Annotated in this window: 24 protein-coding genes and 2 tRNA genes; 11 read left to right on the forward strand and 15 right to left on the reverse strand. The window is 73.2% G+C overall.

From position 1 onward, the window contains the following. The first annotated feature begins 11 nt into the window (after nt 1-11). A complete protein-coding gene (locus tag ACFVGW_RS11665; RefSeq protein ID WP_385851820.1) occupies nt 12-1,313 on the forward strand; it encodes a sensor histidine kinase in 1,302 nt (433 codons plus the stop codon). After that, nucleotides 1,244-1,906 (forward strand): response regulator transcription factor, encoded by a 663-nt coding sequence (locus ACFVGW_RS11670; RefSeq protein ID WP_352187503.1) that lies wholly within the window; start codon nt 1,244-1,246, stop codon nt 1,904-1,906. The genes ACFVGW_RS11665 and ACFVGW_RS11670 overlap by 70 nt, the downstream gene beginning before the upstream one ends. A gap of 54 nt (nt 1,907-1,960) precedes the next feature. Here the strand turns inward: ACFVGW_RS11670 and ACFVGW_RS11675 are convergent. From ACFVGW_RS11675 to ACFVGW_RS11690, 4 genes are all read right to left on the reverse strand, one after another. After that, nucleotides 1,961-2,034 (reverse strand) — tRNA-Lys (locus ACFVGW_RS11675). Further along, nucleotides 2,025-2,696 (reverse strand): bifunctional DNA primase/polymerase, encoded by a 672-nt coding sequence (locus ACFVGW_RS11680; protein WP_385851821.1) that lies wholly within the window; start codon nt 2,694-2,696, stop codon nt 2,025-2,027. Before ACFVGW_RS11680 ends, ACFVGW_RS11675 begins: the two co-directional genes overlap by 10 nt. Nucleotides 2,697-3,129: 433 nt before the next feature. Beyond that, nucleotides 3,130-3,486: a hypothetical protein gene (locus tag ACFVGW_RS11685; protein ID WP_383294226.1), complete on the reverse strand. Its 357-nt coding sequence runs from the start codon at nt 3,484-3,486 to the stop codon at nt 3,130-3,132. Between the two features lie 85 nt (nt 3,487-3,571). Further along, on the reverse strand, nt 3,572-4,186 hold the full coding sequence (locus ACFVGW_RS11690; protein WP_385851822.1) for a TetR/AcrR family transcriptional regulator: 615 nt from the start codon (nt 4,184-4,186) through the stop codon (nt 3,572-3,574). A 68-nt stretch (nt 4,187-4,254) separates the two neighbouring features. On the opposite strand from ACFVGW_RS11690, the gene ACFVGW_RS11695 reads away from it, so the two are divergent. Beyond that, nucleotides 4,255-4,830 carry a peroxiredoxin-like family protein gene (locus tag ACFVGW_RS11695; protein ID WP_383223931.1) on the forward strand — a complete coding sequence of 192 codons (576 nt, stop codon included), beginning with the start codon at nt 4,255-4,257 and terminating at the stop codon, nt 4,828-4,830. A 36-nt stretch (nt 4,831-4,866) separates the two neighbouring features. Here the strand turns inward: ACFVGW_RS11695 and ACFVGW_RS11700 are convergent, their stop codons facing one another. The 3 genes from ACFVGW_RS11700 to ACFVGW_RS11710 are packed head-to-tail and all read right to left on the reverse strand — an operon-like array spanning nt 4,867 to nt 9,021. Further along, nucleotides 4,867-6,204: an AAA domain-containing protein gene (locus tag ACFVGW_RS11700; protein ID WP_385851823.1), complete on the reverse strand. Its 1,338-nt coding sequence runs from the start codon at nt 6,202-6,204 to the stop codon at nt 4,867-4,869. Then, nucleotides 6,201-7,790, reverse strand: a complete 1,590-nt coding sequence (locus ACFVGW_RS11705; RefSeq protein WP_385851824.1) for a hypothetical protein — start codon at nt 7,788-7,790, stop codon at nt 6,201-6,203. The genes ACFVGW_RS11700 and ACFVGW_RS11705 overlap by 4 nt, the downstream gene beginning before the upstream one ends. Before the next feature lie 40 nt (nt 7,791-7,830). Beyond that, on the reverse strand, nt 7,831-9,021 hold the full coding sequence (locus tag ACFVGW_RS11710) for a hypothetical protein (RefSeq protein ID WP_385851825.1): 1,191 nt from the start codon (nt 9,019-9,021) through the stop codon (nt 7,831-7,833). 205 nt (nt 9,022-9,226) lie between these two features. Between ACFVGW_RS11710 and ACFVGW_RS11715 the strand changes: the two genes are divergently transcribed. Further along, nucleotides 9,227-9,820, forward strand: coding sequence for a histidine phosphatase family protein (locus ACFVGW_RS11715; protein WP_383223924.1), 594 nt, complete (start codon nt 9,227-9,229; stop codon nt 9,818-9,820). 180 nt (nt 9,821-10,000) lie between these two features. Here the strand turns inward: ACFVGW_RS11715 and ACFVGW_RS11720 are convergent, their stop codons facing one another. Continuing rightward, entirely contained in the window at nt 10,001-11,287 is a 1,287-nt protein-coding gene (locus tag ACFVGW_RS11720) for a tetratricopeptide repeat protein (RefSeq protein ID WP_383223923.1), read from the reverse strand. A gap of 223 nt (nt 11,288-11,510) precedes the next feature. Here ACFVGW_RS11720 and ACFVGW_RS11725 point away from each other — a divergent pair, with 223 nt between their 5' ends. Beyond that, nucleotides 11,511-11,948 carry a hypothetical protein gene (locus ACFVGW_RS11725; RefSeq protein ID WP_385851826.1) on the forward strand — a complete coding sequence of 146 codons (438 nt, stop codon included), beginning with the start codon at nt 11,511-11,513 and terminating at the stop codon, nt 11,946-11,948. A 238-nt stretch (nt 11,949-12,186) separates the two neighbouring features. Continuing rightward, nucleotides 12,187-13,053: a spermidine synthase gene (locus tag ACFVGW_RS11730; RefSeq protein WP_383294209.1), complete on the forward strand. Its 867-nt coding sequence runs from the start codon at nt 12,187-12,189 to the stop codon at nt 13,051-13,053. A 22-nt stretch (nt 13,054-13,075) separates the two neighbouring features. Here ACFVGW_RS11730 and ACFVGW_RS11735 read toward each other — a convergent pair whose 3' ends face one another. Then, entirely contained in the window at nt 13,076-13,630 is a 555-nt protein-coding gene (locus ACFVGW_RS11735) for a hypothetical protein (protein WP_385851827.1), read from the reverse strand. Between the two features lie 78 nt (nt 13,631-13,708). Here ACFVGW_RS11735 and ACFVGW_RS11740 point away from each other — a divergent pair, with 78 nt between their 5' ends. The 3 genes from ACFVGW_RS11740 (at nt 13,709) to ACFVGW_RS11750 (ending at nt 17,519) form a co-directional block, all read left to right on the forward strand. After that, a complete protein-coding gene (locus ACFVGW_RS11740; protein ID WP_385851828.1) occupies nt 13,709-14,410 on the forward strand; it encodes a response regulator transcription factor in 702 nt (233 codons plus the stop codon). Then, nucleotides 14,407-15,813 carry an ATP-binding protein gene (locus ACFVGW_RS11745; RefSeq protein WP_385851829.1) on the forward strand — a complete coding sequence of 469 codons (1,407 nt, stop codon included), beginning with the start codon at nt 14,407-14,409 and terminating at the stop codon, nt 15,811-15,813. Before ACFVGW_RS11740 ends, ACFVGW_RS11745 begins: the two co-directional genes overlap by 4 nt. A gap of 209 nt (nt 15,814-16,022) precedes the next feature. After that, nucleotides 16,023-17,519, forward strand: coding sequence for a cellulose binding domain-containing protein (locus ACFVGW_RS11750; RefSeq protein WP_385851830.1), 1,497 nt, complete (start codon nt 16,023-16,025; stop codon nt 17,517-17,519). Between the two features lie 130 nt (nt 17,520-17,649). Here ACFVGW_RS11750 and ACFVGW_RS11755 read toward each other — a convergent pair. From ACFVGW_RS11755 to ACFVGW_RS11770, 4 genes are all read right to left on the reverse strand, one after another. Beyond that, a tRNA-His gene (locus ACFVGW_RS11755) sits at nt 17,650-17,722 on the reverse strand. Nucleotides 17,723-17,982: 260 nt separating this feature from the next. After that, the gene (gene orn, locus ACFVGW_RS11760; RefSeq protein ID WP_352190604.1) at nt 17,983-18,585 is read right to left on the reverse strand and encodes an oligoribonuclease; all 603 of its coding nucleotides are present in this window, start codon (nt 18,583-18,585) and stop codon (nt 17,983-17,985) included. A gap of 164 nt (nt 18,586-18,749) precedes the next feature. Beyond that, on the reverse strand, nt 18,750-19,919 hold the full coding sequence (locus ACFVGW_RS11765; RefSeq protein ID WP_385851831.1) for a helix-turn-helix domain-containing protein: 1,170 nt from the start codon (nt 19,917-19,919) through the stop codon (nt 18,750-18,752). A 397-nt stretch (nt 19,920-20,316) separates the two neighbouring features. Continuing rightward, on the reverse strand, nt 20,317-20,652 hold the full coding sequence (locus tag ACFVGW_RS11770) for a hypothetical protein (protein WP_385851832.1): 336 nt from the start codon (nt 20,650-20,652) through the stop codon (nt 20,317-20,319). A 330-nt stretch (nt 20,653-20,982) separates the two neighbouring features. Here ACFVGW_RS11770 and ACFVGW_RS11775 point away from each other — a divergent pair, with 330 nt between their 5' ends. Continuing rightward, nucleotides 20,983-21,504 (forward strand): universal stress protein, encoded by a 522-nt coding sequence (locus ACFVGW_RS11775; RefSeq protein WP_352190601.1) that lies wholly within the window; start codon nt 20,983-20,985, stop codon nt 21,502-21,504. Between the two features lie 206 nt (nt 21,505-21,710). Further along, on the forward strand, nt 21,711-22,274 hold the full coding sequence (locus tag ACFVGW_RS11780) for a GPR1/FUN34/YaaH family transporter (RefSeq protein ID WP_385851833.1): 564 nt from the start codon (nt 21,711-21,713) through the stop codon (nt 22,272-22,274). A gap of 171 nt (nt 22,275-22,445) precedes the next feature. Here ACFVGW_RS11780 and glmS read toward each other — a convergent pair whose 3' ends face one another. Then, on the reverse strand, nt 22,446-24,263 hold the full coding sequence (gene glmS / locus ACFVGW_RS11785) for a glutamine--fructose-6-phosphate transaminase (isomerizing) (RefSeq protein ID WP_352190599.1): 1,818 nt from the start codon (nt 24,261-24,263) through the stop codon (nt 22,446-22,448). Between the two features lie 44 nt (nt 24,264-24,307). After that, nucleotides 24,308-24,583, reverse strand: coding sequence for a hypothetical protein (locus ACFVGW_RS11790; RefSeq protein WP_361851574.1), 276 nt, complete (start codon nt 24,581-24,583; stop codon nt 24,308-24,310). Between the last annotated feature and the right edge of the window lie 155 nt (nt 24,584-24,738).

Consider the following 24,738-nt stretch of genomic DNA (forward strand, 5'->3'; position numbering starts at 1 on the left):
CGGTGAACCCCATGGCGACCCCCACCCCCTGGCAGGCCCTCACCCGGGCCGGGTATCCGAGGACCGTCTGGCCCTGGCGGTCCGCCGGCTATCTGGCGACCGGGGTGCTCACCGGCGCGCTCGCGCTGCTCGTCCTGCTGCTGCTCGTCCTCTTCTCCTTCGTTCTCGTCGGGCTTCCGCTGCTCCTCCTCGCCGGCGTCGCCCTCGGCGGCATCGAGCGCCGCCGGCTCCGGCTCGTCGACCTCGACCCCGCCGCCGACCCGCACCGCGTCCCGGACGCGCCCGGCCTGGCCGCCTGGCTCCGCGTCCGCGTCCGGGAACAGGCCACCTGGCGGGAGCTCGCGTACGCCGTCCTGCACGCCACCGTCCTGTGGCCGCTCGACCTGATCGTCCTCGCCGTCGCCCTCGGGCTGCCCGCCGCCCTGATCAGCGCCCCCCTCCAGCTCGCCGTCGACGGCGAGGAGGCCAAGGTCGTCAAGGCGTACCTGGTCACCTCCTATCCGCAGGCGTTCGCCGCCGCCCTCCTCGGGTGCGTCCTCCTCGTCGCCCTGCTCTACCCGCTGGCCGCGCTCGCCGGCGCCCGGGCCGCCCTCGGCCGGGCGCTGCTCGCACCCCGCGAGGCCGAGCTGCGCGAGCGGATCGGCGAGGTCACCGCCTCCCGCGCCCGGCTCGTCGACGCCTTCGAGGCCGAACGGCGACGGATCGAGCGCGATCTCCACGACGGAGCCCAACAGCGCCTGGTCGCCCTCACCATGACCCTGGGGCTGGCGCGGCTCGACGCCCCGCCCGGCCCGCTCGCCGACCTGCTCACCGAGGCCCACGCGGAGGCCGGCCGGGTCCTGACCGAGCTGCGCGAACTCATCCACGGCATCCATCCGCAGGTGCTCGCCGACTACGGCCTCGGCGCGGCCCTCGCCGACGCCGCCGACCGCTCCGCCGTGCCCGTCGACACCGACGTCGACCTGCCCCGGCTGCCCACCGCCGTGGAGAGCGCCGGCTACTTCGCCGTCTGCGAGGCCCTCGCCAACATCGGCAAGCACAGCGGCGCCGCCCAGGCCCGCATCACCGCCCGGTACGGAGACGGGCGGCTGCGGGTCGGCATCGAGGACGACGGGCGCGGCGGGGCCGACCCGGCCCGCGGCTCCGGGCTCACCGGACTCGCCGACCGGCTCGCCGTCCTCGATGGCACACTGACGATCATGAGCCCGCCGGGCGGGCCGACCGTTCTAGGAGTGGAGATCCCGTGCCGACCGCTGTCCGAGCCCTCCGCGTCGTCCTCGCCGAGGACAGCGTCCTCCTCCGCGAGGGCCTGATCGGTCTCCTTGCCCGTTTCGGCCACGAGGTCGTGGCCGCCGTCGGCGACGCGGACGCGCTGCGCGCGGCGGTCACGGAGCACGATCCGGACATCGTCGTCACCGATGTGCGGATGCCGCCCGGCTTCCAGGACGAGGGGCTGCGCGCCGCCGTGGCGCTGCGCGCCGAGCGTCCGCGGCTGCCCGTCCTCGTCCTCAGCCAGTACGTGCAGCGGACCTACGCCGCCGATCTCCTGGACGCGGGCGACGGCACCGGTGTCGGCTACCTCCTCAAGGACCGGGTCGGCCAGGTCGAGGAGTTCCTGGACGCGCTCGGCCGCGTCGCCGACGGCGGCACGGTCGTGGACCCCGAGGTGGTCCGGCAGCTGCTGCGCCGCCGCCGCGATCCGCTGGAGGCGCTGACCCCGCGCGAGCGGGAGGTCCTCGGTCTGGTCGCCGAGGGGCACTCGAACGGGGAGATCGCGCGCCGGCTCGTCGTCACCGAGGCGGCCGTCGGCAAGCACATCGGCAACATCCTGGGGAAGCTGGACCTGCCGCCCGCGGAGGAGACCCACCGCCGGGTGCTGGCCGTCCTGACGTACCTGAGGGCGTGACCGGCGGGGGAAACGAAGAAGCCCCCCGCTTCCGCGAGGGGCTTCTTCCGTCTGTGCGCCGCCAGGGACTCGAACCCCGGACCCGCTGATTAAGAGTCAGCTGCTCTAACCAACTGAGCTAGCGGCGCCTGCTGACGTCGTAGACCTTAGCATCCTGATCGGCGGGAGGAAAAATCGATATCCGCACGTCGGCGGCGGAGGCGGCGCGGGCCGCCCGGACGCAGGCCCAGAGCATGACCTCGGGGCCCGGGAGCCAGGGGTTGCGGGTGTCGGGGGCGACCACCCAGCGGGGGCCGGAGGCGCTCGGCGGGGTCAGCGGCGGGATCGTCACCGCGTCCCCGGTGCCGTGGCAGAGCGGCGGCGGAACGGTGTCACCCCACTCCTCCCAGTGCAGCAGGGCCGGTAACCGCTGGGCGGTGCCGGGCGCGGCGAAGAGGAGCATCCGGCCGCGGTGGATCGCGACGGGCCCGGAGCCCGGGCCCTCGGCCCAGAGCCGGTCGAGCATCCGGCGCCCGAAGATCGGCTCCACGTTCACGACGTCGAAGACGGCCCCGCAGGGGAGGACGGCGGGGGCGGCGGGGCGGGACTCCCAGAGCGCGAGCGTGGAGCGCGGGTACGCGGTGGCGGAGGCGAGCCAGTCGGCGCCGGCGGCGGTGACGTGCGCGGAGTGATGACGCCGGTCGTCCGCGTCCCGCAGGAACCGGAAGATGTCGCCCCGGTCGGTCCGCCGCTCGTCGGCGTCGCTCTGGGCGGGGCTCAGGGGGGTCTCGTCTCGCAGCCATGCGCTCATGACGTCAGGTGTACCGGCGGTGACGGAGCGGTTTCCGCGTGTTGCCGGAAACCCGGACAAGGGTGGTGCGAGGGGAGTATCTTTCGCCCCGGCATATGCCACCCGCCGATGGCGGGGGCGCATGGCGCGAACAGGGGCGTGCGGTGTCGGCGCCCGCACCCCGACGCGCCCCGATGCCCCGGCGCGCCGGGACGCCTTCGCGCTCCCTCGCCCCTCGGCACCCCGGCACCGGCGACGATCGGCCCCTGCGGGCCGTCGGCCGGGCAGCCCGCGGGCCTCGGGCGGGTCGTCCGTGGGGTGGGCCGTCCGTGGACCGTCGGGCGGGTCGTCCGTGGGGCGGGTGGTCCGTCGAACGGTTGGTCCGTCGAACCGTTCGTCCGTCGAGCGGTTGGTCCGTCGAACCGGTCGTCCGGCGAACCGGTCGTCCGTCGGGCTACTCGTCCGTCGGGGTGGTGGTCGTACGGAGGAGGTCGTGGCCGAAGTCGATCATGCGGCGCGCGTAGTCCTCGGTCCACTCCGCCCGTTCGGCGACGTCCGCCGCCGTCAGACGGTCGAAGCGGCGCGGGTCGGCCAGCTGGGCCGCCGCCATCGCCTGGTACTCGATGGCCCGGTCCGTCGCCGCGCGGAACGCGAGCGTCAGCTCCGTCGCGCGCGCCAGCAGCTCACGCGGGTCCTCGATCGACTCCAGGTCGAAGAAGTGCTCCGGGTCCGCGGTCGCCTCGGCGGGCTCGAAGATCAGCGGCGCGGGCCGGAGCCGCCGTTGCTCGTTGCGCTCCGCGGATTCCGCCATCGTCCTTCTCCTCCTCGCACAGACGCGGCCCGGACACCCGGGCCGGCTTCCATTGTCCCGCTTCGCGCAAGAGGGCGGGCGGCGGTCAGTCGCCGAGGCCGCGGAGATAGACCGTGAGGCCGCCGAAGAACTCCCGCTCGGCGTCGATGCCGGGGGCATGACGGGCTGCCTCCGTCATGTACGGGAAACGGTCCCGGGGCAGTTCGGCGATCGCGGTCGTCCCGGCGCCGGCGAGGGACCCCAGGTGTTCGAGCTGGATCGCCCCGACGACGTACGAGATCAGGCCGCGCAGGGCGACGACGCGCCGCTCGCCGTCGATGCCGGCCTCCGCCAGCAGCCCGAGCACCGACTCCGACCAGCGCAGCAGCCCGGGCAGCCGGTGCCGGTGGGTGACCGTCAGCGGGACGGCGGCCGGGTGCGCGCCGACGCTGTCGCGCAGGCGCCGGACCATGACCTCGATCCGCGCCCGCCAGGGCGTGCCGGCGGGGGGCGGGGCCGGGTCGACGGAGCTCAGGACGCGCTCGACGACAAGCCCTTCGAGCTCGTCGCGGTCGGCCACGTACCGGTAGAGCCCCATCGTGCTCATGCCGAGTTCCTTGGCGACCGCGCGCATCGACAGGCCCGCGAGGCCGTCGCGGTCGATGACGACGAGCGCGGCGGCGGCGAGCTGTTCCGGGGCGAGGGAGCGAGGGCGGGGCACGGGTTGACAGCGTACGGCATACGCCTACGCTGTTAGGAGTACGCCGTACGCCTACGTGGAGGTCGTCCATGCTCATGCCCGGCGCGCCCGTTCCCGCCCGCACGCTCGACCCGGTCCTCGGCCCCCCGGTCGCCGTGCCGGACCCCGACTGCTTCGTCCATCTGCAGTTCCGCCGCTTCGCGGGCTGCCCGATCTGCCACCTCCACCTGCGGTCGTTCGTGCGCAGGCACCAGGAGATCGAGGAGGCGGGCATCCGGGAGGTCGTGGTCTTCCACTCGCCCCCCGAGGAACTCCATCCGCACCTCGACGGGCTGCCGTTCGCGGTCGTCGCCGACCCCGACAAGCGGCTCTACGCGGAGTTCGGCGTCGAGTCCTCACCCCGGTCGCTGCTCTCCCCACGGGCGTGGTGGCCCATCGCGAGGGCCGTGCTCGTCGGCACATGGGGGATGCTGCGCGGCCGGGAACGCCCGCCGGTACGCAACCCGCGCGGCGGCCGGCTCGGACTGCCCGCGGACTTCCTGATCGCCCCGGACGGCCGGATCGCGGCCGTGAAGTACGGCGAGCACGCCGACGACCAGTGGCCGGTCGACACCCTCCTCGCCCACGCGACCACGACCCCCCGCCCGACCTCCGCCCCCGGCTGACCGGTCAGGGCCGCCACTGGACGCGGAACTTGGGTCTCAGGGCCGCCACGAGACGCGGTGATCGGACCAGAAATCCCAGGTGGACATCATCGCCTCCCAGCCGTCCGGGAATTTGACCGTCACGCCCAGCTGTACCGGTTCCGTCGACGGGTGGTCGTCCAGGAGGTCGGCTACGCCTGCGCGGCAGACCACGATGCAGGCGTGGCGGTGACGGGAGGCCAGGACGCAGAGGCGGCCCGTCTCCAGGTGGAAGGCCGTGGCGTCCGGGCGGCCCGACAGGGGGTGGAGGACGACGGTCACGTCGTACTCCCGGCCCTGGAGGCGGTTCGCCGTGTCCACCGTCACGCCCGTGACGCCCAGTTCCGTCAGCGCCGCGCGGACCGCCGCCGCCTGGTCGCGGTGGGCCGTGCCGACCGCGATCCGGTCCCGGGTCAGCGGGACCGGGTCCGGCCCCCGCTCGCTGACCGCCGCCCCGCCCCGGTCCAGGAGACGGCGCACCACCAGGGCCACCGCCCCGACCGCCTCCGGGTCCGTGCGCGGCGTGTGCCGGGCGGGCAGTTCGAGCAGGCCCCAGCCCGACTCGGCGGCCTCGTCCAGGACCCGGTCGGGGCCCGAGCCGTCCGACGGCACGCCGAACGTCAGCCGCCGGTCGCCGTGGTCCGTGCCGCTGCGGAACCGGGTGTACGGATAGAACGCGTCGGACACCAGCGGCGCCGCCGACGCCGGCAGCCGCCAGGACACCGGCAGCCGGTGCTGCGGCAGCTCCGGGTTGTGTGCCAGGAGAGTCGAGACCGCGCTCGCCGACGGGTCGTACGACAGGCCCGCCCACTGCTCCGCGCCGACCACCGAGAACGGGTCCAACTGCCCCGGGTCGCCCACGAACAGCGCCCGTTCGAAGAGCCCCGCCACGCCGAGCAGCGCGTCCGAGCGCATCTGGTACGCCTCGTCCACGATCGCGTGCGCCCACGGCTCGACGTTCTTCACGTGCGCCCACTTCGCGGACGTCGAGATCGTCACCGGAAGCCCCGCGAGCGCCCCCGCCTTCGGCGACTTCCGTACGTTCTCCAGCGCGTCGAGCGCCTTGTCGTACGGATCGCTGTCGTTGGAGTGCAGTCGCCCCACCGGCAGGTCGGGACGCTTCTCCGCGAGCCGCAGCACCAGGTCGTCCACCTGGGCGTTCGTCTGCGCGACGACCATCAACGGCCGTCCTGCCTCGGCCAGTTCGAGCGCGGCGCGGACCACCAGCGTCGACTTGCCCGCGCCCGGCGGGGAGTCCACGACGACGCCCCGGGCGCTCCCGTGCAGGGTGTCGGCCAGGATCGCGGCCGTGGCCCGTGCCGCCTCCGCCGACGGGTCGAAGACTTCGGTGCTCACAGCAGGTCCTCCGGAGTGACGGCGTCGGGAAGTTCGGCGGCGTCGGAGCGCGGAGGCCCGCCGTGCGTCCAGGGCGTCTCCTCCGGGTCGGGGAGCTTCGCGCCGACCCGCTGCTCGTGCTCGAAGAGCGTCCAGGCGATCCGCTCGCCCTTCTCCGGCACCGACCCCTCCGCGGGTTCCTTGGAGCGGCCCATCCGGTCGGTGATCCGCAGCACGAGCGAGCCGTCCTCCTCCTGCCGTACGAACTCCGCGGTCTGCGGCTTGCCTTCGAGCGAGCGGTACACCTTCACGCCCGCGCCCAAGTGAGGGCGGTCGTCCGTGCGGACCGTGAGCAGCGGGCGCGGCGAGGGGCGCTTCGACTCCGACCAGGCCATCGTCACCTCCGCCACCTCCGCGACGAACGCCTCGCCCGAGAGCCGGCGCCCCGCGAGGACCAGCGGGTCGTCGAGGGCCTCCTGTGCCTCCAGCTGGCCCTGCGCGGACTCGCGCGCGGCCAGCTTCTGCGCCGCCGTGACCGCGTCGTCGCGGCGGGGCTGCGGCGGCTCACCGGCCGTGACCCGGTCCCGATGGCCGGTGAAGGACCAGCGGTCGCGGGTCCATCTGTCCGCCACCCGGGCTCCCGCGGGCAGCTCCCGCAGCAGGTCGACGGCGCGCCAGACCGCGTCCCACGTCGGCTTCAGCTGGGAGGCGATCAGCCGGCGGATCTCCCGCTCGGCGCGGTGCAGTTCACCGAGCCGCTCGTCGGCGCTCTCGCCGTCCTCGGCGGAGGCCAGTGCCTGCCGGGCCCGGTCGAAGCGCTCGACGGCGGGTGCGAGCAGCCGGTTGTCGAAGGCCGGGTCGGTCGCGGGACCGGCGGGCGGGCAGAGCAGCTGTCCCTCACGGTCCCGGCCGAGTTCGGCGCGGAGCGCCCCCTCCGCGCCCGACTCGGAGTCGTACGGGTCGATCCAGGCCAGGAGCGCGCCGAGGTGCTGGTCCTCCAGGGAGGACTGGCCCGTCGCCCAATGCCGGTTGAGCAGGTCCGTCGCCGAGAGCAGCAGCGAGGAGCCGGGCACGCGGGCCCGCTCGCCGAAGTGGGTCAGCCAGCGGCCGAGCAGCGGCACGCGCGGGGGTGCGGGGAACGGCGTCTCCGGGTCCTGCTCCGCCGTGCGGCGGAAGCGCATCGACCGCCCCAGGAGCCGTACGTACTCGATGCCGGCCCGGCTCGGCACGATCAGCTGCGGGGCGTCCGCGCAGAGGTCGACCTCGACCTTGACCTTCTTCCCGGTCTCCGGATCGGTTTCGTTCCGCTCCGCCGCCTCCACGGCGTCGGTGAACGAGTCGATGTACGGCAGGACTTCCTCGGCCAGGTCGGCGAGGAAGGCGAACCGCAGGTCCCGGTCGCGCGGCTGGGCGACGACCAGGAGCCGGGGCTCCTCGCGGTCGGTGCCGACCAGCGCGCCGAGCGGGGCGCCCGCCTCGCCTGCCGTGGTCAGCGGTACGAGGACGAGCGGACGGTCGGCGACGTGCCGGTGCCGGACCGTGGCCAGCGGTTGCGCCCGGCCGGACTCGACGGCCTCCAGCCGGGCGAGGGTGGAGATCAGCGACATGAGGAGCCTCCTCGTCCGGTGCTGCGCGCCGGCCTCGTGCTCAGCAGGGACATTCGACGGCCGTCCCCGCGGAACGTGCGGGCGCGCCCGCCAGTGCCTCCGCGCGCAGGGCCTGGGCCCGGCGGAGCGCGTCGACGGTCGGGTCCTCCGCGTCGCCCTCCTCGCCGCGGGCGGCCGCCAGGACCGCGCCGATCGTGGTCAGGCCGCCCAACTCGCCCCGTACCGAACGCCCGAGCGTCTCCACCGCGGCGGCGGCCCTGGCCCGCTCCCGGCAGTGGAAGGCCAGCTCGCAGGCGGAGAGGCACTCCGGCGCGTACGCGTGCGGAACGGACTCCACTGCCGCCGTGAGCTCCTCCGCCGAACAGGACTCCACGTCGAACGTGACGCCGTCGGGCAGGGCGGCCGCGATGTCCTCGATCCGCGTGAGCCGGTTGAGTTGTCGGCGGGTCACCGACAGCTGCTTGCGTACGTCGACGACCGAGGCCGTCGGCAGGTTGGAGAAGTCCTTCGGGCAGACGAGGAGCACGGTGTGCGCCACCTGGGCGCCCTCGGTCAGCGCCGCGATCCGCTCCAGGGCCAGGACGTACACCGCCGCCTGGCGGGCCGCCGCGCCCACCTTGGAGGCGTCGGCGGAACCGTCGATCATCGGGAAGGACTTGATCTCCACGACCGTCCACCGGCCGTCGGGGTGCACCACCACGGCGTCGGGCTCCAGGTAGGCGGGGGAGCCCGCCACCTCCAGGGCCAGCATCGGGTGGTCGAGCAGCGCCCACCCGCCGGCGGCGGTCGCCTCGCGCAGCGCGAGCGCCGTGCGGGCCGCCCGCCCCTCGGGGCCGGCCGCCGTCAGATCGGGGACCAGGGCCGCGTCGGGCTCGTCGATGCCGAGCAGCCGCAGCAGCTCGCGGCCGCCGTCCGCCTTGACCTTCGCCTCGAAGGCGTTGCCCCGCATGAACGCGAACTGCGACTGCCCGAAGGCGGCGGGCGAACCGAGCTTCGCCGCGAGCGCGGTCTTGTCGACCCCGGCTCCGTCGAGCAGCGCGCGCCGCCGGCAGCCGGGGTTGGCGGCCAGGGCCGCCAGTGCCCGCGCGTCCAGCGGGTGCGGCGCCACGGCGGGGCCGCGCAACTCGGCGAGTCTCTCCCACACTCTCGGCTTCACCGGAGCGGGGGAGGTCCCGTGCCGTTGTGTCGTCTGCGGAGGGAGGGGAGCTCCGCCGTCCAGGGATGCGCTCACCCGCGGAAGTCTCCCATCCGCCACTGACATCCGGTCGCGGTTCCGGTCCGACGGTGCTTCCCGACCGCCCCACGGGCGGGTGGCGCGTGGGCGGCGGGTGGCCGGCGGGTGGCCGGCGGGCGGTCCGTGTCGCCCGCGCGACGCCGTGAATTCATGTGCGGGATGATGGGGGTGCACCTGATACGTGAACCCCTGGAGAGCCTTCATGGCACCGCGCATCCTGCTCGCCCGGCACGGCCAGACCGAGTGGTCGCTGAGTGGCCGGCACACCGGCAGGACCGACATCCCGCTGCTCGACGAGGGCCGGCGCGGCGCCAAGCTGCTGGGCGAGCGGCTGCACCGGGGGCCGTGGAACGGCCTGCCGGACGTGGAGGTCCGTACGAGCCCGCTGGTACGCGCGCGTGAGACCTGCGACCTCGCCGGCTTCGGCGAGCGGGCGCGGGAGTGGGACGCGCTGATGGAGTGGGACTACGGGGCGTACGAAGGGCTGACCCCGGCCGAGATCCAGGCGGTCCAGCCCGGCTGGCTGCTGTGGCGCGACGGCGTGCCCGAGGGCGAGAGCCGGGCGCAGGTCGCGGCGCGGGTGGACGAGGTCGTCGAGTGGGCGCGGTCGGAGGACCGGGACGTGCTGGTCTTCGCGCACGGCCACATCCTGCGTTCGCTCGCGGCGCGCTGGCTGGGCGAGGAGGTCTCCTTCGGCGCCCGCATCGGCCTCGACCCGACGAGCCTGTCGGTCCTCGGCTGGATGTACGGCAAGCCCGCCCTGTCGCGCTGGAACGACACCGGGCACCTGGAGTAGGAACGCCTCGGAGTCCGGGCCGCCGCGGGTCCGGACGCTCCCGGTGTCAGGGCCGCCGCGGGTCCGGCCGCTCCCGGTGTCAGGGCCGCCGCGGGTCCGGCCGCTCCCGGTGTCAGGGCCGCCGCCCGCTCGGTGCGCGGTCGCGGGGTTCCGGCTCAGTGCGTGGTCGCGAGGGCCCGCTCAGTGCGTGGTCGCGAGGACCCGGCTCGTGTCCGTGAGGATGCGGCGGATGCGGGAGGACTGGACGTCGCCCAGCGAGTCCACCACCCGCCGCGCCTCCGCCGCCGCCTCGTCCCGACGGCCCGCGTGCGCCAGGTTGCAGGCGAGCTGGGCGCGGTAGAGGGCGAGGTTGCGGGCGAAGTGGGGGTTCTGGAGGACGCTCGCGCGATGGGCGTGGCGGGCCGCGCGGCTCCAGTCGCCCAGCGCCGACCAGCAGTGGGCCTCCAGCGCCTCCAGCTCCGGCTCCCCGAAGAACGACATCCACTCCGGGTCGCCCTCGCTCTGCCCACGGGCGAAGTGGGTGTGCGCGCGGCCGAGGGCCTGCTCGCACGCGGACCGGTCGCCGATTCCCGCCCAGGCCCCCGCCTCCCGGAGGGAGAGCAGGGAGAGCAGCCGGTCGGAGGAGAGCGGCTGGGCCGCCCGCAGACCGGCCTGGGCGGCGCGGACCGCCTCCCGGTACCGTCCCGCGTCCCTGGCCAGGAACGACGTGTTGCAGAAGGCGTGCGCCTCGAGGGCGGGGTCGCCCGCCACGCGCGCGGTGGCGAGCGCCTCCGCGTAGTGCGAGCGGGCGTCGTCGAAGCGTCCGGAGTCGTGGGCGAGCCAGCCGACGGAGATCGCGAGCTCGCCGGCGCCGGCGTGCAGCCGGTCCTCGGTGGAGCGGCGGGCCGTCGTGCCCGCGTCGAGCAGGGCGTACGCCGCCCGGAGCGGCTGCGCGGCCGCCTTGTAGAGACCGTCGGCGCCGTGCCGGTCGTCGAGCAGCCGGATCTGCCGTACGGCGTCCTCGACGGCGCGGACCTCGGCCTCGCCGATCCTGTGGGCCCCGCGGGGGGCGGGGATCGCGACGGCGGTGCCGCCGAGTCCCAGCGAGGCGGCCGCCACCGTGACGGTGCCGCTCGTCATGAATGCGCGACGCAGCACGTCGCTCTCCTCATCGTTCCGGGTCGTGATGGCGGGTGGGGGCGCTCCGGCCGAGACGGCCGGCCGTCGGCCGCGTACCGTCTCCCGCGCCGAGAAGCCCAGGTCCGCCAGGGAGAGACCGGGGAACATGTGCAGGAACACCCGCTCGTACGCGTAGTTGGGGCAGCGGATCTCGCCCGCCTCCACGCGCCCGATGTAGCGGGCGTCGCACGCGACCCGCTCGCCGATCTCCCGCGCCGCCCGCCGGACCGCCGCGGCGAACTCCGCCGGCGAGTGCTGTCCGCGGAGTCGGCGGAAGGCGAGATTGGGAACTGCCCCTGACACCGCCATGGCCGAGCCCTCTCCTGTGCTGCCGGTGTTCCGGCCGGGCATGAACGTACCTGCTGTGTCCGGGCGCACACGCTGAGTTTTGCCATAAATCGGATATCTCGCTCGCGATCTGCCATGAACTGCCATCCTTTGCGGCGGCGTGCCGCCGTAGCCGTTGACGCGCACGGGCGTTGAACCATGCGGAGAGACGGAACGTGTCTTCTCGGAGCAAGGAGGGGTCCCCTTGTTGGAGATCGGATCGCAGTCGACCGCACGGCACGCACCCACCCCGGACGCCAGTGCCCCGCACGCCGAGCCCTGTGACCTGGTGACCGTGCCGGCGCGCCAAGGCCTGGAGGCCGTGGACATCCTCCGCCGGGGCGGGACCCCGGTCGTCGGTCCCGTGCTGCACGACGGGGCCTGCGACACCCTCGGCTTCCTGGTGCCGCCCGGCACGGCGGCGGGCTGGGACATGCCGGGCAGCGCCTGTACGCAGACCTCGGGGCGCGGCCTGCGGATCCCCGAACTGCCCGAGCTTCCCGGGCCCGCCGGTGACGTGCCCCGCCCGGCCGGCTGGCTCCTGCCGCCCGGGGACACCGGCGAGGTCACCGACCCGATGGTGCTGCGCGAGGCCCTCGGCCAGGCGGCGCGCCTGATCGAAGCGGCCGACGGCTGCCACTGAGGCCGGGCGGCTGCCACTGGGCCGACTGCTGCCCATGGGCCGGGCGCCTGCCACTGGGCCGACTGCTGCCACTGGGCCGGGCGGCTGCCACGAGGCCGACTACTGCCCATGGGCCGGGCGGCTGCTCACTGGGCCGACTGCTGCCACTGGGCCGGGCGGCTGCCACGTGGGCCTGTCTTCCGGATCATGCCGGGGGCTCGTCGGGCGGGGGAGTCCGGCGGGCGCCGATAATGGGCACGTGGCAAGGAACAGACAGCGTGAGAAGGCGGCAGCCGCCGTCGCCGTCGTCGAGACCGTCGACGGCGGGCTCGCGGAGCTGATACCCGACCGGGAGCGGCCCCGCGGCTGGACGCTGCTGATAGACGGCGCCCCGCAGTCGCACGTCGATCTCGACGACCCCGGCCACCTGTCCTTCGAGTACCAGCGACGCCTCGGCCACATCGCCGATCTCGCCGCCCCGCCGAACCGGCCCCTCCAGGCCGTCCATCTCGGCGGCGGAGCCTTCACGCTCGCCCGCTACATCGCCGCCACCCGGCCCCGCTCCACCCAGCAGATAGTGGAGCTCGACGGGCCGCTGGTCCAGCTCGTCCGCCGTGAGCTGCCCCTCGACACGACCGCCCGCATCCGGGTCCGCTCCACGGACGCCCGGGCCGGCCTCGCCAAGGTGCAGGACGGCTGGGCGGACCTGATCATCGCCGATGTCTTCAGCGGAGCGCGCACGCCCGCGCATCTGACCAGCACCGAGTTCCTCACCGAGGTCCGCCGGGTCCTGAAGCCCGGCGGTTTCTACGCGGCGAACCTCGCCGACGGGCCGCCGCTGACCCATCTGCGCGGCCAGGTCGCGACCGCCGCCACCGTCTTCCCCGAACTCGCGCTGACCGCCGACCCGACCGTGCTGCGCGGCCGCCGCTTCGGCAACGCCGTGCTCCTCGCCTCCGACCGCGAGCTGCCCGTCGCCGAACTGACCCGCCGGGTGGCGACCGACCCGCACCCGGGCCGGGTCGAACACGGCCGTACGCTCACCGACTTCACCGGGGGAGCGACCCCGGTGACCGACGCCAGCGCCAAGCCCTCGCCCGTACCGCCCGCGTCCGTCTTCCGCTGACGCGCCGCCAGGCCGGCGGACGTCAGCGGTCCTCGATCTCCACCCGGGGCGCGGTGTCGTGCCACACGCAGAAGACCGACAGCTCGCGGCCGTCCCGGGTGAAGGTGACCCGGATCCAGGTGGGTTGCTTCCACACCTGCATCTGCCACCCCGAGGCCGGGGTGGCCGAGACCAGCTCCGCCGAGGTCTCGCCGAGGTCGAAGGCGACCAGACCGCCGTCCACGGCATAGCTCTTCACGCTCCCCCCGCCCTGCGGCGCCTGCGAGGACGGCTTCGGCGTGCTGGGCCTGCGCGAGGGCGTCGCGGAGGCGGACGGCGACGCCGCAGTCGAGCCGGACGCGGCGGGCGGCGTGGGGGAGGAGGGCGTTGTCCGCCGGGTGGAGGAGGCCGACGGGTCACCGGCCTTGCCGTCCGGTCCGTCGCTGCCGGATCCGGCCGGGATGGGCAGCGCGCGCGGCGGGTCGTAGACCGTGCCCGCCAGCACCGTGTGCACACCCCACCACGAGAGCGTGACCGCCGCGCCTGTGGCGAGCGACCACGCCATGGCGTGAACAAGTCCTCTACGCATCCGGGCCATACTGCACCACGGCCGTCCCGGCCGTCCCGCTGGGTGGACCTTCCCTGAGCCTCACCCGGATGGCGTACGGTGCGGCCCATGGCAAGTGTGCTCGTGGTCGAGGACGACCAGTTCGTGCGCTCCGCCCTCATCCGGCATCTGACCGAGGCCTCCCACACCGTACGGAGCGTCGGCACGGCCCTGGAGGCGTTGCGCGAGGTCGCCCATTTCCGTTTCGACGTGGTCATCCTCGACCTCGGACTGCCCGACCTGGACGGCTCCGAGGCGCTGAAGATGCTGCGCGGCATCACCGACGTACCGGTGATCATCGCGACCGCGCGGGACGACGAGGCGGAGATCGTCCGGCTCCTCAACGACGGCGCGGACGACTATCTGACCAAGCCCTTCTCCGTGGAGCACCTGTCGGCGCGGATGGCCGCCGTCCTGCGGCGCTCACGGGCCGCCGCCGGGGAGGCCCCGCCGTCGCGGGTGATCCAGGTCGGCGGTCTGTCGATCGACCCGCTGCGCCGTCAGGCGGAGCTCGACGGGGCCCGGCTCGACCTGACCCGCCGGGAGTTCGACCTGCTGGCGTTCCTCGCCGGGCGGCCGGGTGTGGTCGTTCCGCGCAAGGAACTGCTCGCCGAGGTGTGGCAGCAGTCCTACGGGGACGATCAGACCATCGACGTACATTTGTCATGGCTGCGGCGGAAGTTGGGCGAAACGGCAGCCCGTCCCCGCTACCTCCACACCCTGCGCGGGGTGGGCGTGAAGCTGGAACCGCCGCGGGAGAACAGACCGTGAGATGGGCACTCGTCAAGGTGTCGCTGGCCGTCACCGCCATGGTCGTCGTCGCGTTCGCCGTACCGCTCGGCCTCGTCGTCAAGGAGATGGCGCGCGACCGGGCCTTCTCCAACGCCGAGCGCCGCGCCGCCGCCCTCGCGCCCGTCCTCGCCATCACCACCGACCGGGACAAGCTCGACCGGGCCGTCGCGACCACCGAGGACGGCGCCGCCGGACGGATGGCCGTCCACGTTCCGGCCGCCGCATCGGCCGACGAGCCGGGCGCCGAGGCGCTGGAGATCGGCACCCGCAGGGCCGAGGAGAAGGAGCTGCGGACCACCCGGGAACTGGGACGGGCGACGATCGCCGAGGTGGAGGGCGGCTCCGTGCTGCTCCAGCCCACGGCGCTCTCCTCCGGGCAGGTCGCCGTCGTCGAACTCTTCGTCCCCGAGGGCGAGGTCACCAACGGCGTCGCCACCGCCTGGCTGGTCCTGGCCGGCGTCGGAGTCGCGCTGATCGTCGGCTCGGTCGCTGTCGCCGACCGGCTCGGCGTACGGATGGTGCAGCCCGCGCAGCGTCTCGCGGGCGCCGCCCACGACCTGGGCGAGGGCAAGCTCGGGGCGCGGGTCCCCGAAGAGGGGCCGCCGGAGCTGAAGTCGGCCGCGATCGCCTTCAACTCCATGGCCGACCAGGTCGTCCAGCTCCTCGCCAACGAGCGCGAACTGGCCGCCGACCTCTCCCACCGGCTGAGGACCCCGCTGACCGTGCTCCGGCTCAACGCCGCCTCGCTCGGCTCGGGACCGGCGGCCGAGCAGACCCGGACCGCCGTCGAGCAGCTGGAGCGCGAGGTCGACACGATCATCCGTACGGCCCGTGAGGCCAAGCCCCAGACGCAGGGCCCCGGCCCGGGCGCGGGCTGCGACGCCTCCGAGGTCGTCCGGGAACGGATGGACTTCTGGTCCGCGCTCGCCGAGGACGAGGGCCGCAAGGTGCGGGTCGCGGGCATCGAGCGCCCGGTACGCATCCCGGTCGCCCGGCCCGAACTCGTCGCCGCGCTCGACGCGCTGCTCGGCAACGTCTTCCGTCACACCCCGGAGGGGACGGCGTTCTCCGTCGACGTCCACAACGGCGACGACGCCGTCATCGTGCTGGTCTCCGACGCGGGGCCCGGCATCGCCGACCCGGCCGCGGCGCTCACCCGCGGAAACAGCGGCCACCGTGACGGCTCGACCGGTCTCGGCCTGGACATCGTGCGGCGGATGGCCGAGTCCACGGGCGGTGACGTCCGCATCGGGCACTCGGTGCTCGGCGGTACGGAGGTCCGCATCTGGATCGGCCTCGACGGTCGCCGCTTCGGCGACGCGGCGGGCCGCGGCGTTCGGCGGGGGCGCCGGAAGAAGCCGGCCGCGCCGCGGGTCCGCTGAGGGCCTGACGGGGGGATGCCGAGGGCCCGCCGAGGGCCGCCGAGCGCCCGCCGAGCGCCCGCCGAGGTGTCCAACCTTTCGTCGTTCCGATGCCTCCCTTAAGCGGACCCTAAGAATCCTCAACCCCGGCCCCCTCGTGGGCATTTGTCCGTTTCCCGGTCGCTAGCGTGCTGCCGCACCCCACCCCCGCACACAGAGGCAGGCACGCGATGGGCACCAGTTCGCACCGGCGCAGGACGAGCGGCAGGACCAAGGTCGTCGGCGCGGTCGTCGCGGCAGCGGTGATCGGCGGCGCGGCGTTCGCGCTCGCCGGCACCGCCCAGGCGGCGGCCGTCGGCGCCGCCTACACCAGGACCAGCTCCTGGACCGGCGGCTACACCGGGCAGTACGTCGTGACCAACGAGACCTCCAGCGTCCAGTCGGGGGGCTGGACGCTGGAGTTCGACCTGCCCGCAGGGACGACCATCGGGTCCCTCTGGAACGGCGAGCACACCGTCTCCGGCCGGCACGTCACCGTGAAGCCCGCGAGCTGGAACAAGGAGCTCGCCCCCGGCCAGTCCGTCACCGTCGGCTTCGTGACCTCGGCGGCAGGCGCGGCCGGCGACCCGACGAACTGCCTCATCAACAAGGCCACCTGCTCCGTCGGCGGCGCCACCCCGACACCCAGCGGCCGGCCCACCGGGCAGCCCACCGCCACCGTCGCCCCGACCGCGTCGGCGACCCCCACGGCGACCGCGACGGCCACCCCGAGCCGGCCCGCCACGACGGCGCCCACGCCCACCCCGACGGCGACCGCCACCGGCACCCCGGGGGCCACCGCGAAGTACGCGCCCTACGTCGACACCTCGCTCTACCCGGCGTACGACCTGCTCGCCACCGCCGACGCCACCGGTGTGAAGGAGTTCAACCTCGCCTTCATCACCTCCGGCGGATCCTGCGCCCCGCTGTGGGGCGGAGTCACCGATCTGGCCGACGACAAGGTCGCCTCCCAGATCGGTGCCCTGCGGGCCAAGGGCGGCGACGTCCGGGTCTCCTTCGGCGGCGCGGCCGGTCACGAACTGGCCCTGAACTGCGCGAACTCCGCCGACCTGGCGGCCGCCTACGGCAAGGTCGTCGACCGGTACAAGCTCACCAAGGTCGACTTCGACATCGAGGGCGCCGCCCTGCCCGACACCGCTGCCAACACCCGGCGCTCGCAGGCCATCGCCCAGCTCCAGAAGTCCCACCCCGGCCTGAACGTCTCCTTCACCCTGCCGGTCATGCCCGAGGGCCTGACGCAGCCGGGCGTGGACCTGCTCGCCGACGCCAGGAGGAACGGTGTCCGCGTCGACGCCGTCAACATCATGGCGATGGACTACGGCCCCGCCTACAGCGGCGACATGGGCCAGTACGCCGTTCAGGCCGCGACCGCGACCCAGGCGCAGATCAAGGGTGTCCTCGGGCTGAGCGACAGCGCCGCCTGGAAGGCCGTCGCCGTCACCCCGATGATCGGGGTCAACGACGTCACCACCGAGATCTTCAAGGTCGACGACGCGACCCAGCTGGTGGACTTCGCGAAGTCCAAGGGGATCGGCTGGCTGTCGATGTGGTCCTCGACCCGCGACAAGCAGTGCGCGGGCGGCGCGGTGAACCACGCGGACGCCACCTGCTCCTCGATCCTCCAGCAGCCGCTGGCCTTCACCAAGGCGTTCGCCGCGTACAAGTGAGCCACTGAGCCCCCCCACACCGCGCGCCCCGGCCGGTCCACCCCACCACCGGCCGGGGCGCGCTTCCTCGTCGGCCGCCGCACGGAAAGAGGCCCCCGGTTCGTCAGAACCGGGGGCCTCGATCGTTCAGGGTGAGTAACGGGACTCGAACCCGCGACATCCTGGACCACAACCAGGTGCTCTACCAGCTGAGCTATACCCACCATGACCGGCGGTTTTCCCGAAGGTTTCCCCGACCGGCCGAGAAGAAGTCTACAGGGTCCGAGAGGGTGCTCGCGCCCGTATTCGACCCGGCGGCGCCGTGGCGGCGTCAGAGGGGCGTCAGGGGCGCGAGCAGGGGCTGCTCGGACCTGGCAGGACGGGAGGCGGGCCGCGCCGGACCGGTGCGGAGTGGTCCGGAACACACACAGGACGACCCCGGGACGGCTCCGTACGGCCTGGTGCCGCTGCGGACTGCTCCGGGCTACTCCGGACGTACGACGTGGCGTGCCGCGATCTGCTTCGCCGTGTCCGAGTCCGGTCCGGGCTGCGGGACGAAGACCGCCTCGCGGTAGTAGCGCAGCTCGGCGATGGACTCACGGATGTCGGCGAGCGCGCGGTGGTTGCCGCTCTTCTCCGGACTGTTGAAGTACGCCCTCGGGTACCAGCGGCGGGCCAGTTCCTTGACCGAGGAGACGTCGACGATCCGGTAGTGCAGATGGTTCTCGAGCGCCGGCATGTCCCGCGAGAGGAAGCCGCGGTCGGTGGAGACCGAGTTCCCGCAGAGCGGGGCCTTTCCGGGCTCCTTGACGTGCTCGCGTACGTAGGCGAGGACCTGGGCCTCGGCGTCGGCGAGGGTCGTGCCGTCGGCCAGCTCGTCGAGCAGGCCGGAGGCCGTGTGCATCTGGCGCACGATCTCGGGCATGGTCTCCAGCGCCGCCTCCGGCGGGCGGATCACGATGTCCACGCCGTCGCCGAGCACGTTCAGTTCCGAGTCGGTGACCAGTGCGGCCACCTCGATGAGTGCGTCGTCCGTCAGCGAGAGCCCGGTCATCTCGCAGTCGATCCACACCATGCGATCGTTCATGCGTCCTACCTTAGGGCCTGTCTTTCGGGTGGCTCCCGCTTCGGAGCCGGACCGGGCGTGTGGCTCGGGGCGGGCCGGACGCCGACGGGCGCCCGGGAGAGGTGTCCCCGGGCGCCCGTCGGTTTTCTCTGTGCGCGGCTTGTGGCGCGCGGTCCCGCTCGCCCCTAGGGGGCGCTGCGCTGGCCCGGCAGGGCCGCGCGACCGGAGGCGTACACGTCGGACTGCGGCTTACCCGGCTCCATCGGGCCCCCGGGCCGCCGGACGACCGGCGGGCCCTGCTGGGGCACCAGCGGGTCGAGCACCGTCGTCGTGGTCTCGGCCTGCGGGCGCCGGGCCCGGTACGCCGCGCGGTACGCGGCCGGCGAGGAGCCGAGCTGGCGGCGGAAGTGCCCGCGCAGCGCCACCGGGGAGCGGAAGCCGCAGCGTCCCGCGACCTCGTCGACCGAGTAGTCGGAGGTCTCGAGCAGCCGCTGCGCCTGCAGCACCCGCTGGGTGATCAGCCACTGCAGCGGGGCGGACCCCGTCAGTGAGCGGAAGCGCCGGTCGAACGTACGCCGTGACATGTACGCGCGGGCCGCGAGCGTCTCCACGTCGAACTGCTCGTGGAGGTGCTCCAGGGCCCAGGCGACGACCTCCGCGAGCGGGTCGGCGCCGATCTCCTCTGGTAAAGACCTGTCGAGGTAGCGCTCCTGGCCGCCGCTGCGCCGCGGCGGGACGACCAGCCGGCGCGCCAGGGCGCCCGCGGCCTCCGCGCCGTGGTCGGTCCGCACGATGTGCAGACACAGGTCGATGCCGGCCGCGGTGCCGGCCGAGGTCAGTACGTCCCCGTCGTCGACGAAGAGCTCCCGCGGGTCCACATGGACCGACGGATAGCGCTTGGCGAGCGTCGGCGCGTACATCCAGTGTGTGGTGGCCGGTCTGCCGTCGAGCAGTCCGGCCGCGGCGAGCACGAACGCGCCGGTGCACAGCCCGACGATCCGCGCGCCCTCTTCGTGTGCCCGGCGCAGCGCTTCGAGCGCCTCCGGCGGTGGCGGCGAGGTGATCGACCGCCAGGCCGGTACGACGACGGTTCCGGCGCGACTGATCGCGTCGAGTCCGTACGGTGCGGTGAGTTCGAGGCCCCCTGTGGTCCGCAGCGGGCCTTCCTCACCGGCGCACACCAGCAGGCGGTAGCGGGGTACTCCCGCGTCCTGCCGGTCGATTCCGAACACGGAGAGCGGAATGGAGCTCTCGAAGATGGGGCCGCCGCTGAACAGCAGCACCGCGACGACTTCGCGGCGGCGGCGCCCGGTCAACTTCCGTGCGGCCTCCGTTACGGCGGAGTCCTGGCTCATGACGCTAAGCCCCCCTCGGTGTTCGCGTCTCCCTGGTCCTGTCGCTCCTGCACGTTTCCCCTCGGTTTTGCACGAGACCCCAGTCTTCGATACTCATGATCGAATCTACTGTGTTCCGTAGTGCCGACGTGACAAGTTCACCGTCCGGCACATTGTCGACAAGGCAACTTGGCGCGAAGCATTCGATCACGAAGCGTTCCACTCGCGGGCGGCGCAGGGAAGGCCGCCGTGACCGCATGGCCCGTCCCCGTGGGGTGCGGGGGCCGAGCTGAAGCCTTTCATGCCTGGTGGCACCAGGGTTGAGGGGGCATTCCGCCAAGGACTCACCGACATGTGGAAGTTGGCTGAAATCATACGGGTGTGAGTGTGCGAACCCGTCAGCTCCACGGGGAGTCCGTCACCTCTGACGGTGGTTTCGGCCTCCGTGGGAGTGTCGTCCGCGGGGTCCCGCGGCCTCGGCGCGCAGACCCCGCTCCGCGCGGCGCAGCAGCACCCGGCAGACCGCCGTCACCGCGGCGAGTCCGAGCGCCGTGCCCGCCGCTCCGCCCAGCGAGGTGCCGTAGACGACGAGCACGACGGGGACCAGGACGCAGCAGAAGACGGCCCACCGGACGACGTCCCCCGCCGGGTCCGCCGAGGGGTGCGGGGCCGCGGGGCCGGGGGAGTGGGCGGGGGGCCGGGTGCCGGCGGGGGCGGTGGAGGCGGGGGTGACGGCGGCCGTTGGTGCGGGCACGGGCGGGGCTCCCTGCGACGGTGACTGGACCTGTGGGAACGAGAAGCGGAACGTTCCGGTCACTCCCCGTGGCGGCCGTTCGGCCCCCGTGGCGGACAGCTGTAGGACACAACCGGCATTGCCATAACGGGACGGGCTCGTGCATGCTCCCTGGAACGCCCTGCGGGCGCCGTGTGTGGCCCCGGACCGCTCTGGGCAGGAGAGGGGTGTCGCCGTACCCTTGGGGGTATGGGCTTGGGAAGATGATTCCCGGACACCGCTCCGTCGCCAACCGTTGCTCCGTACGACGCTCCGTCCCTTCCCACAAGGATCTTCTTCGCCGAGACACCGATGGCCGGTCACGAATTCTCCGAACCCGCGGACCGCAAGCGCGTCGCCGACTCCACGGTCGACCCCCTCGCGGTGGAACAGCCACGCCACTCCTGTGATCCCGCCTTCCGGCACGGGGTGGTCGTCGGCTTCGACGGCTCGACCTCCAGCGAGCGGGCCCTGGCGTACGCCATCGGCATGGCCCGTCGCTCCGGCTCCGGCCTGATCATCGTGCACGTCGCCAACCGGCTGCCGACCACCGTCTGGGCGGGCTGCGAGCCGCCGGTCTTCGTCGACGTCCCGGACCACCGCACCGAAGTCCTCGGCCTGGAGCTGGCCTGCGCGGACTACCTGGCCGAGGTCCCCTGGATCCTCGTGGAGCGCGGTGGCGACATCTGCCACGAGCTGGAGGAGGTCGGCCGGGAGTACTCGGCCGACGCGATCGTGGTCGGCTCGACGCACGGCATCGTCGGCCGGCTCTTCGGCTCGGTGGCGGGCCGGCTCGCGAAGCGCGCGCAGCGGCCCGTGATCGTCATCCCGTGACCGTCATTCAGTGATCGTCATCCCGTGACCGTCCCTCGCTGACGCCCGCCCTCCGGGTCCCCCTCTCCTCGACGCTCCGTCAACTCCCTTGGTACGGCGATAATTTCTGCCGCCGTCAGGTGATTTGTGCGCTTGTGAAGGGTACTTAAAGGTCACCGGAACAAGCAGCTCACGCAGCACAACTGCGCACTTGAAGGGAGCCCGCCGTGGACAACGAAGTCGCCGCGGGAAACACGACCTCCACTCTCGGCCACCTCGCGCTCGGACTGACCCTGCTGGCCTTCGGCATCGGCAGCACAGGTGTCATCGACAACGTCGCGGCGTCGGACGCCGCATCCCTCGCCACCTGGGTCGGCGGGGTGGCGCTCTTCCTCGTCGGCCTGCTCGCCCTGCGTGCCGGCAACGGCGGTGAGGGCACGGCCTATTCGGCGCTCGGCGCGTTCTGGTTCACCTGGGGGACCGGAGTGGGCGACGGCGGTTCGGCCGAGGCGACCGGTCTCTTCCTGCTGCTCTGGGCGCTGCTGGCGCTCACGCTGACGATGGCGGCCGGGGGCAGCGGTCTCTTCGGACAGGGCGTGTACGGGCTGCTGTTCGTGGCGCTGCTGCTGCTCGGCATAGGGGCCCTCGCGGACAACGGTGGTCTGGCGAAGGCGGGCGGCTGGGTCGCCGCGGTGGCGGGCCTCGCGGCCTGGTACGGCGCGACGGCGGCGGTGGCGCACTGGCCGACCTCGGTCAGCCGCCCGGGCCGCCGAGCGGCAGCGGCGAGCTGACACCGGCCGGTACCGGCTCGGGAAAAAGCGGTCCCCGCGCACCTCATGGTGCGCGGGGACCGCTTTCATGTCCGGCCGGGCGTCCGGCCCTCCGGGGACAGGTCCGGAAATGCGGGCGGACGGGCTTTCCCGGCCGTGGTCGAGAGCTCCGGGGGACAGGCCCGGTCGCTGCTACTCGACCGTGACGGACTTGGCCAGGTTGCGCGGCTTGTCGATGTCGCGGCCCATGGCGAGCGCCGTGTGGTAGGCGAGGAGCTGGAGCGGGATGCCCATCAGGATCGGGTCCAGCTCGTCCTCGTTCTTCGGGACGACGATGGTGTGGTCGGCCTTGACCTGCTCCTGGTGCGCGACCGCGAGGATGCGGCCGCTGCGGGCCTTGATCTCCTCCAGCGCGGCGCGGTTCTTCTCCAGCAGGTCGTCGTCGGGGACGATCGCGACCGTCGGCAGGGCCGGCTCGATCAGGGCGAGCGGGCCGTGCTTCAGCTCGGAGGCCGGGTACGCCTCGGCGTGGATGTAGGAGATCTCCTTGAGCTTCAGGGAGGCCTCCAGGGCGACCGGGTAGCCCCGCACGCGGCCGATGAACATCATCGACTGGGCGCCCGCGTACTGCTCGGCGATCTTCTTGATCTCCTCCTCGGTCTCGAGGATCTCGCTGATCTGCGCGGGCAGCTTGCGCAGGCCCTCGATGATCCGCTTGCCGTCGGTGACCGAGAGGTCCCGGATGCGGCCGAGGTGGAGGGCGATCAGCGCGAAGGCGGTGACCGTGTTGGTGAAGCACTTGGTGGAGACGACGCAGACCTCCGGGCCGGCGTGCACGTACACGCCGCCGTCGGCCTCGCGGGCGATGGCCGAGCCGACCACGTTGACGACGCCGATGACGCGGGCGCCCTTGCGCTTCAGCTCCTGGACGGCGGCGAGCACGTCGTACGTCTCACCGGACTGGGAGACGGCGATGTAGAGGGTGTCGGGGTCCACGACCGGGTTGCGGTAGCGGAACTCCGAGGCCGGCTCGGCGTCGGCCGGGATACGGGCCATGGACTCGATCAGGCCCGCGCCGATGAGGCCGGCGTGGTACGAGGTGCCGCAGCCGAGGATCTTGATCCGGCGGATGGAGCGGGCCTCGCGGGCGTCGAGGTTGAGGCCGCCCAGGTGGACGGTGGAGAAGCGGTCGTCGATCCGGCCGCGCAGCACGCGGTCGACCGCGTCGGGCTGCTCGCAGATCTCCTTGTGCATGTACGTGTCGTGGCCGCCCATGTCATAGGAGGCGGCCTCCCACTCCACGGTCTCGGGGGTGGCCGTCGTCGAGGCGCCCGAGGTCGTGTACGTGCGGAAGTCGTCGGCCTTGAGGGTGGCCATCTCGCCGTCGTCGAGGGTGACGACCTGGCGGGTGTGGGCGATCAGGGCGGCGACGTCGGAGGCGACGAACATCTCCTTCTCGCCGATGCCGAGGACGACCGGGGAGCCGTTGCGGGCCACCACGATGCGGTCGTTGAAGTCGGCGTGCATGACGGCGATGCCGTAGGTGCCCTCGATGACCTTGAGCGCCTCGCGGACCTTCTCCTCCAGGGTGGTGGCCTGGGAGCGGGCGATCAGGTGGGTGATGACCTCGGTGTCGGTCTCCGACGCGAAGACGACGCCGTCCGCCTCCAGCTTGGCGCGGAGCTCCTGGGCGTTGTCGACGATGCCGTTGTGGACGACCGCGACCTTGTTCTCGGGGTCCAGGTGCGGGTGCGAGTTGATGTCGCTCGGCGCGCCGTGGGTGGCCCAGCGGGTGTGGGCGATGCCGGTGGTGCCGGTGAAGCGCTTGGGGACGCGGGCTTCCAGGTCACGGACCCGGCCCTTGGCCTTGACCATCTTCAGGCCGGAGGCCTTCGGGCTGGTGATGACGATGCCGGCGGAGTCGTACCCCCGGTACTCCAGCCGCTGCAGGCCTTCCAGCAGCAGCGGGGCCACGTCGCGCTTTCCGATGTAACCGACAATTCCACACATAAAGGTGTTACCCCTCCAGGTTGGTGAGTGTGCCCGGCCGCGTGTCAGCCGTAGACGATGCGGCGCAGCTGCCGGAGCGAGAGCTCCGGTGGCGCCACGGCGCGGTGCGGCAGCTCGGCCGCGATGCGCTCGAAGATCTCGGCGTTCACGGAGCCCCCGGACTGCAGTTCGCGGTGGCGGCGGCGGACGAAGTCCTCGGTCGACTCGTCGAAGTACGCCAGCACGTCGAGTACCACCCGGGCCGCCTCACCGCGCTGCAGCGCGGTGCTGCGCACCAGGTGGTCGATGAGGTCGTCATGCGACGGGCGGCGTTCGAGCACCAGTGAATACTGAGGGGTACCCCCCGGACTTCGCAAGAATCCTGCCCGAATTCGGGCAGAGCCCTTCATGATCGCCGGCCTGGAGGGGAAATTGGTCTACACCTTGACCCACGGAAGTGGTCCACGGTACGCATGGTGACTGTTCGGATACGCAT

Source organism: Streptomyces sp. NPDC127129 (assembly GCF_042671585.1).
Lineage (GTDB): Bacteria > Actinomycetota > Actinomycetes > Streptomycetales > Streptomycetaceae > Streptomyces.

Excerpts from the sequence above, each read along its gene's own strand:
- ACFVGW_RS11665 (WP_385851820.1), top strand. The coding sequence starts at position 12 with ATGGCGACCCCCACCCCCTGGCAGGCCCTCACCCGGGCCGGGTATCCG.
- ACFVGW_RS11680 (WP_385851821.1), bottom strand. The coding sequence starts at position 2,696 with ATGAGCGCATGGCTGCGAGACGAGACCCCCCTGAGCCCCGCCCAGAGC.
- ACFVGW_RS11685 (WP_383294226.1), bottom strand. The coding sequence starts at position 3,486 with ATGGCGGAATCCGCGGAGCGCAACGAGCAACGGCGGCTCCGGCCCGCG.
- ACFVGW_RS11695 (WP_383223931.1), top strand. The coding sequence starts at position 4,255 with ATGCTCATGCCCGGCGCGCCCGTTCCCGCCCGCACGCTCGACCCGGTC.
- ACFVGW_RS11705 (WP_385851824.1), bottom strand. The coding sequence starts at position 7,790 with ATGTCGCTGATCTCCACCCTCGCCCGGCTGGAGGCCGTCGAGTCCGGC.
- ACFVGW_RS11715 (WP_383223924.1), top strand. The coding sequence starts at position 9,227 with ATGGCACCGCGCATCCTGCTCGCCCGGCACGGCCAGACCGAGTGGTCG.
- ACFVGW_RS11720 (WP_383223923.1), bottom strand. The coding sequence starts at position 11,287 with ATGGCGGTGTCAGGGGCAGTTCCCAATCTCGCCTTCCGCCGACTCCGC.
- ACFVGW_RS11735 (WP_385851827.1), bottom strand. The coding sequence starts at position 13,630 with ATGGCCCGGATGCGTAGAGGACTTGTTCACGCCATGGCGTGGTCGCTC.
- ACFVGW_RS11740 (WP_385851828.1), top strand. The coding sequence starts at position 13,709 with ATGGCAAGTGTGCTCGTGGTCGAGGACGACCAGTTCGTGCGCTCCGCC.
- ACFVGW_RS11750 (WP_385851830.1), top strand. The coding sequence starts at position 16,023 with ATGGGCACCAGTTCGCACCGGCGCAGGACGAGCGGCAGGACCAAGGTC.
- orn (WP_352190604.1), bottom strand. The coding sequence starts at position 18,585 with ATGAACGATCGCATGGTGTGGATCGACTGCGAGATGACCGGGCTCTCG.
- ACFVGW_RS11765 (WP_385851831.1), bottom strand. The coding sequence starts at position 19,919 with ATGAGCCAGGACTCCGCCGTAACGGAGGCCGCACGGAAGTTGACCGGG.
- ACFVGW_RS11775 (WP_352190601.1), top strand. The coding sequence starts at position 20,983 with ATGGCCGGTCACGAATTCTCCGAACCCGCGGACCGCAAGCGCGTCGCC.
- glmS (WP_352190599.1), bottom strand. The coding sequence starts at position 24,263 with ATGTGTGGAATTGTCGGTTACATCGGAAAGCGCGACGTGGCCCCGCTG.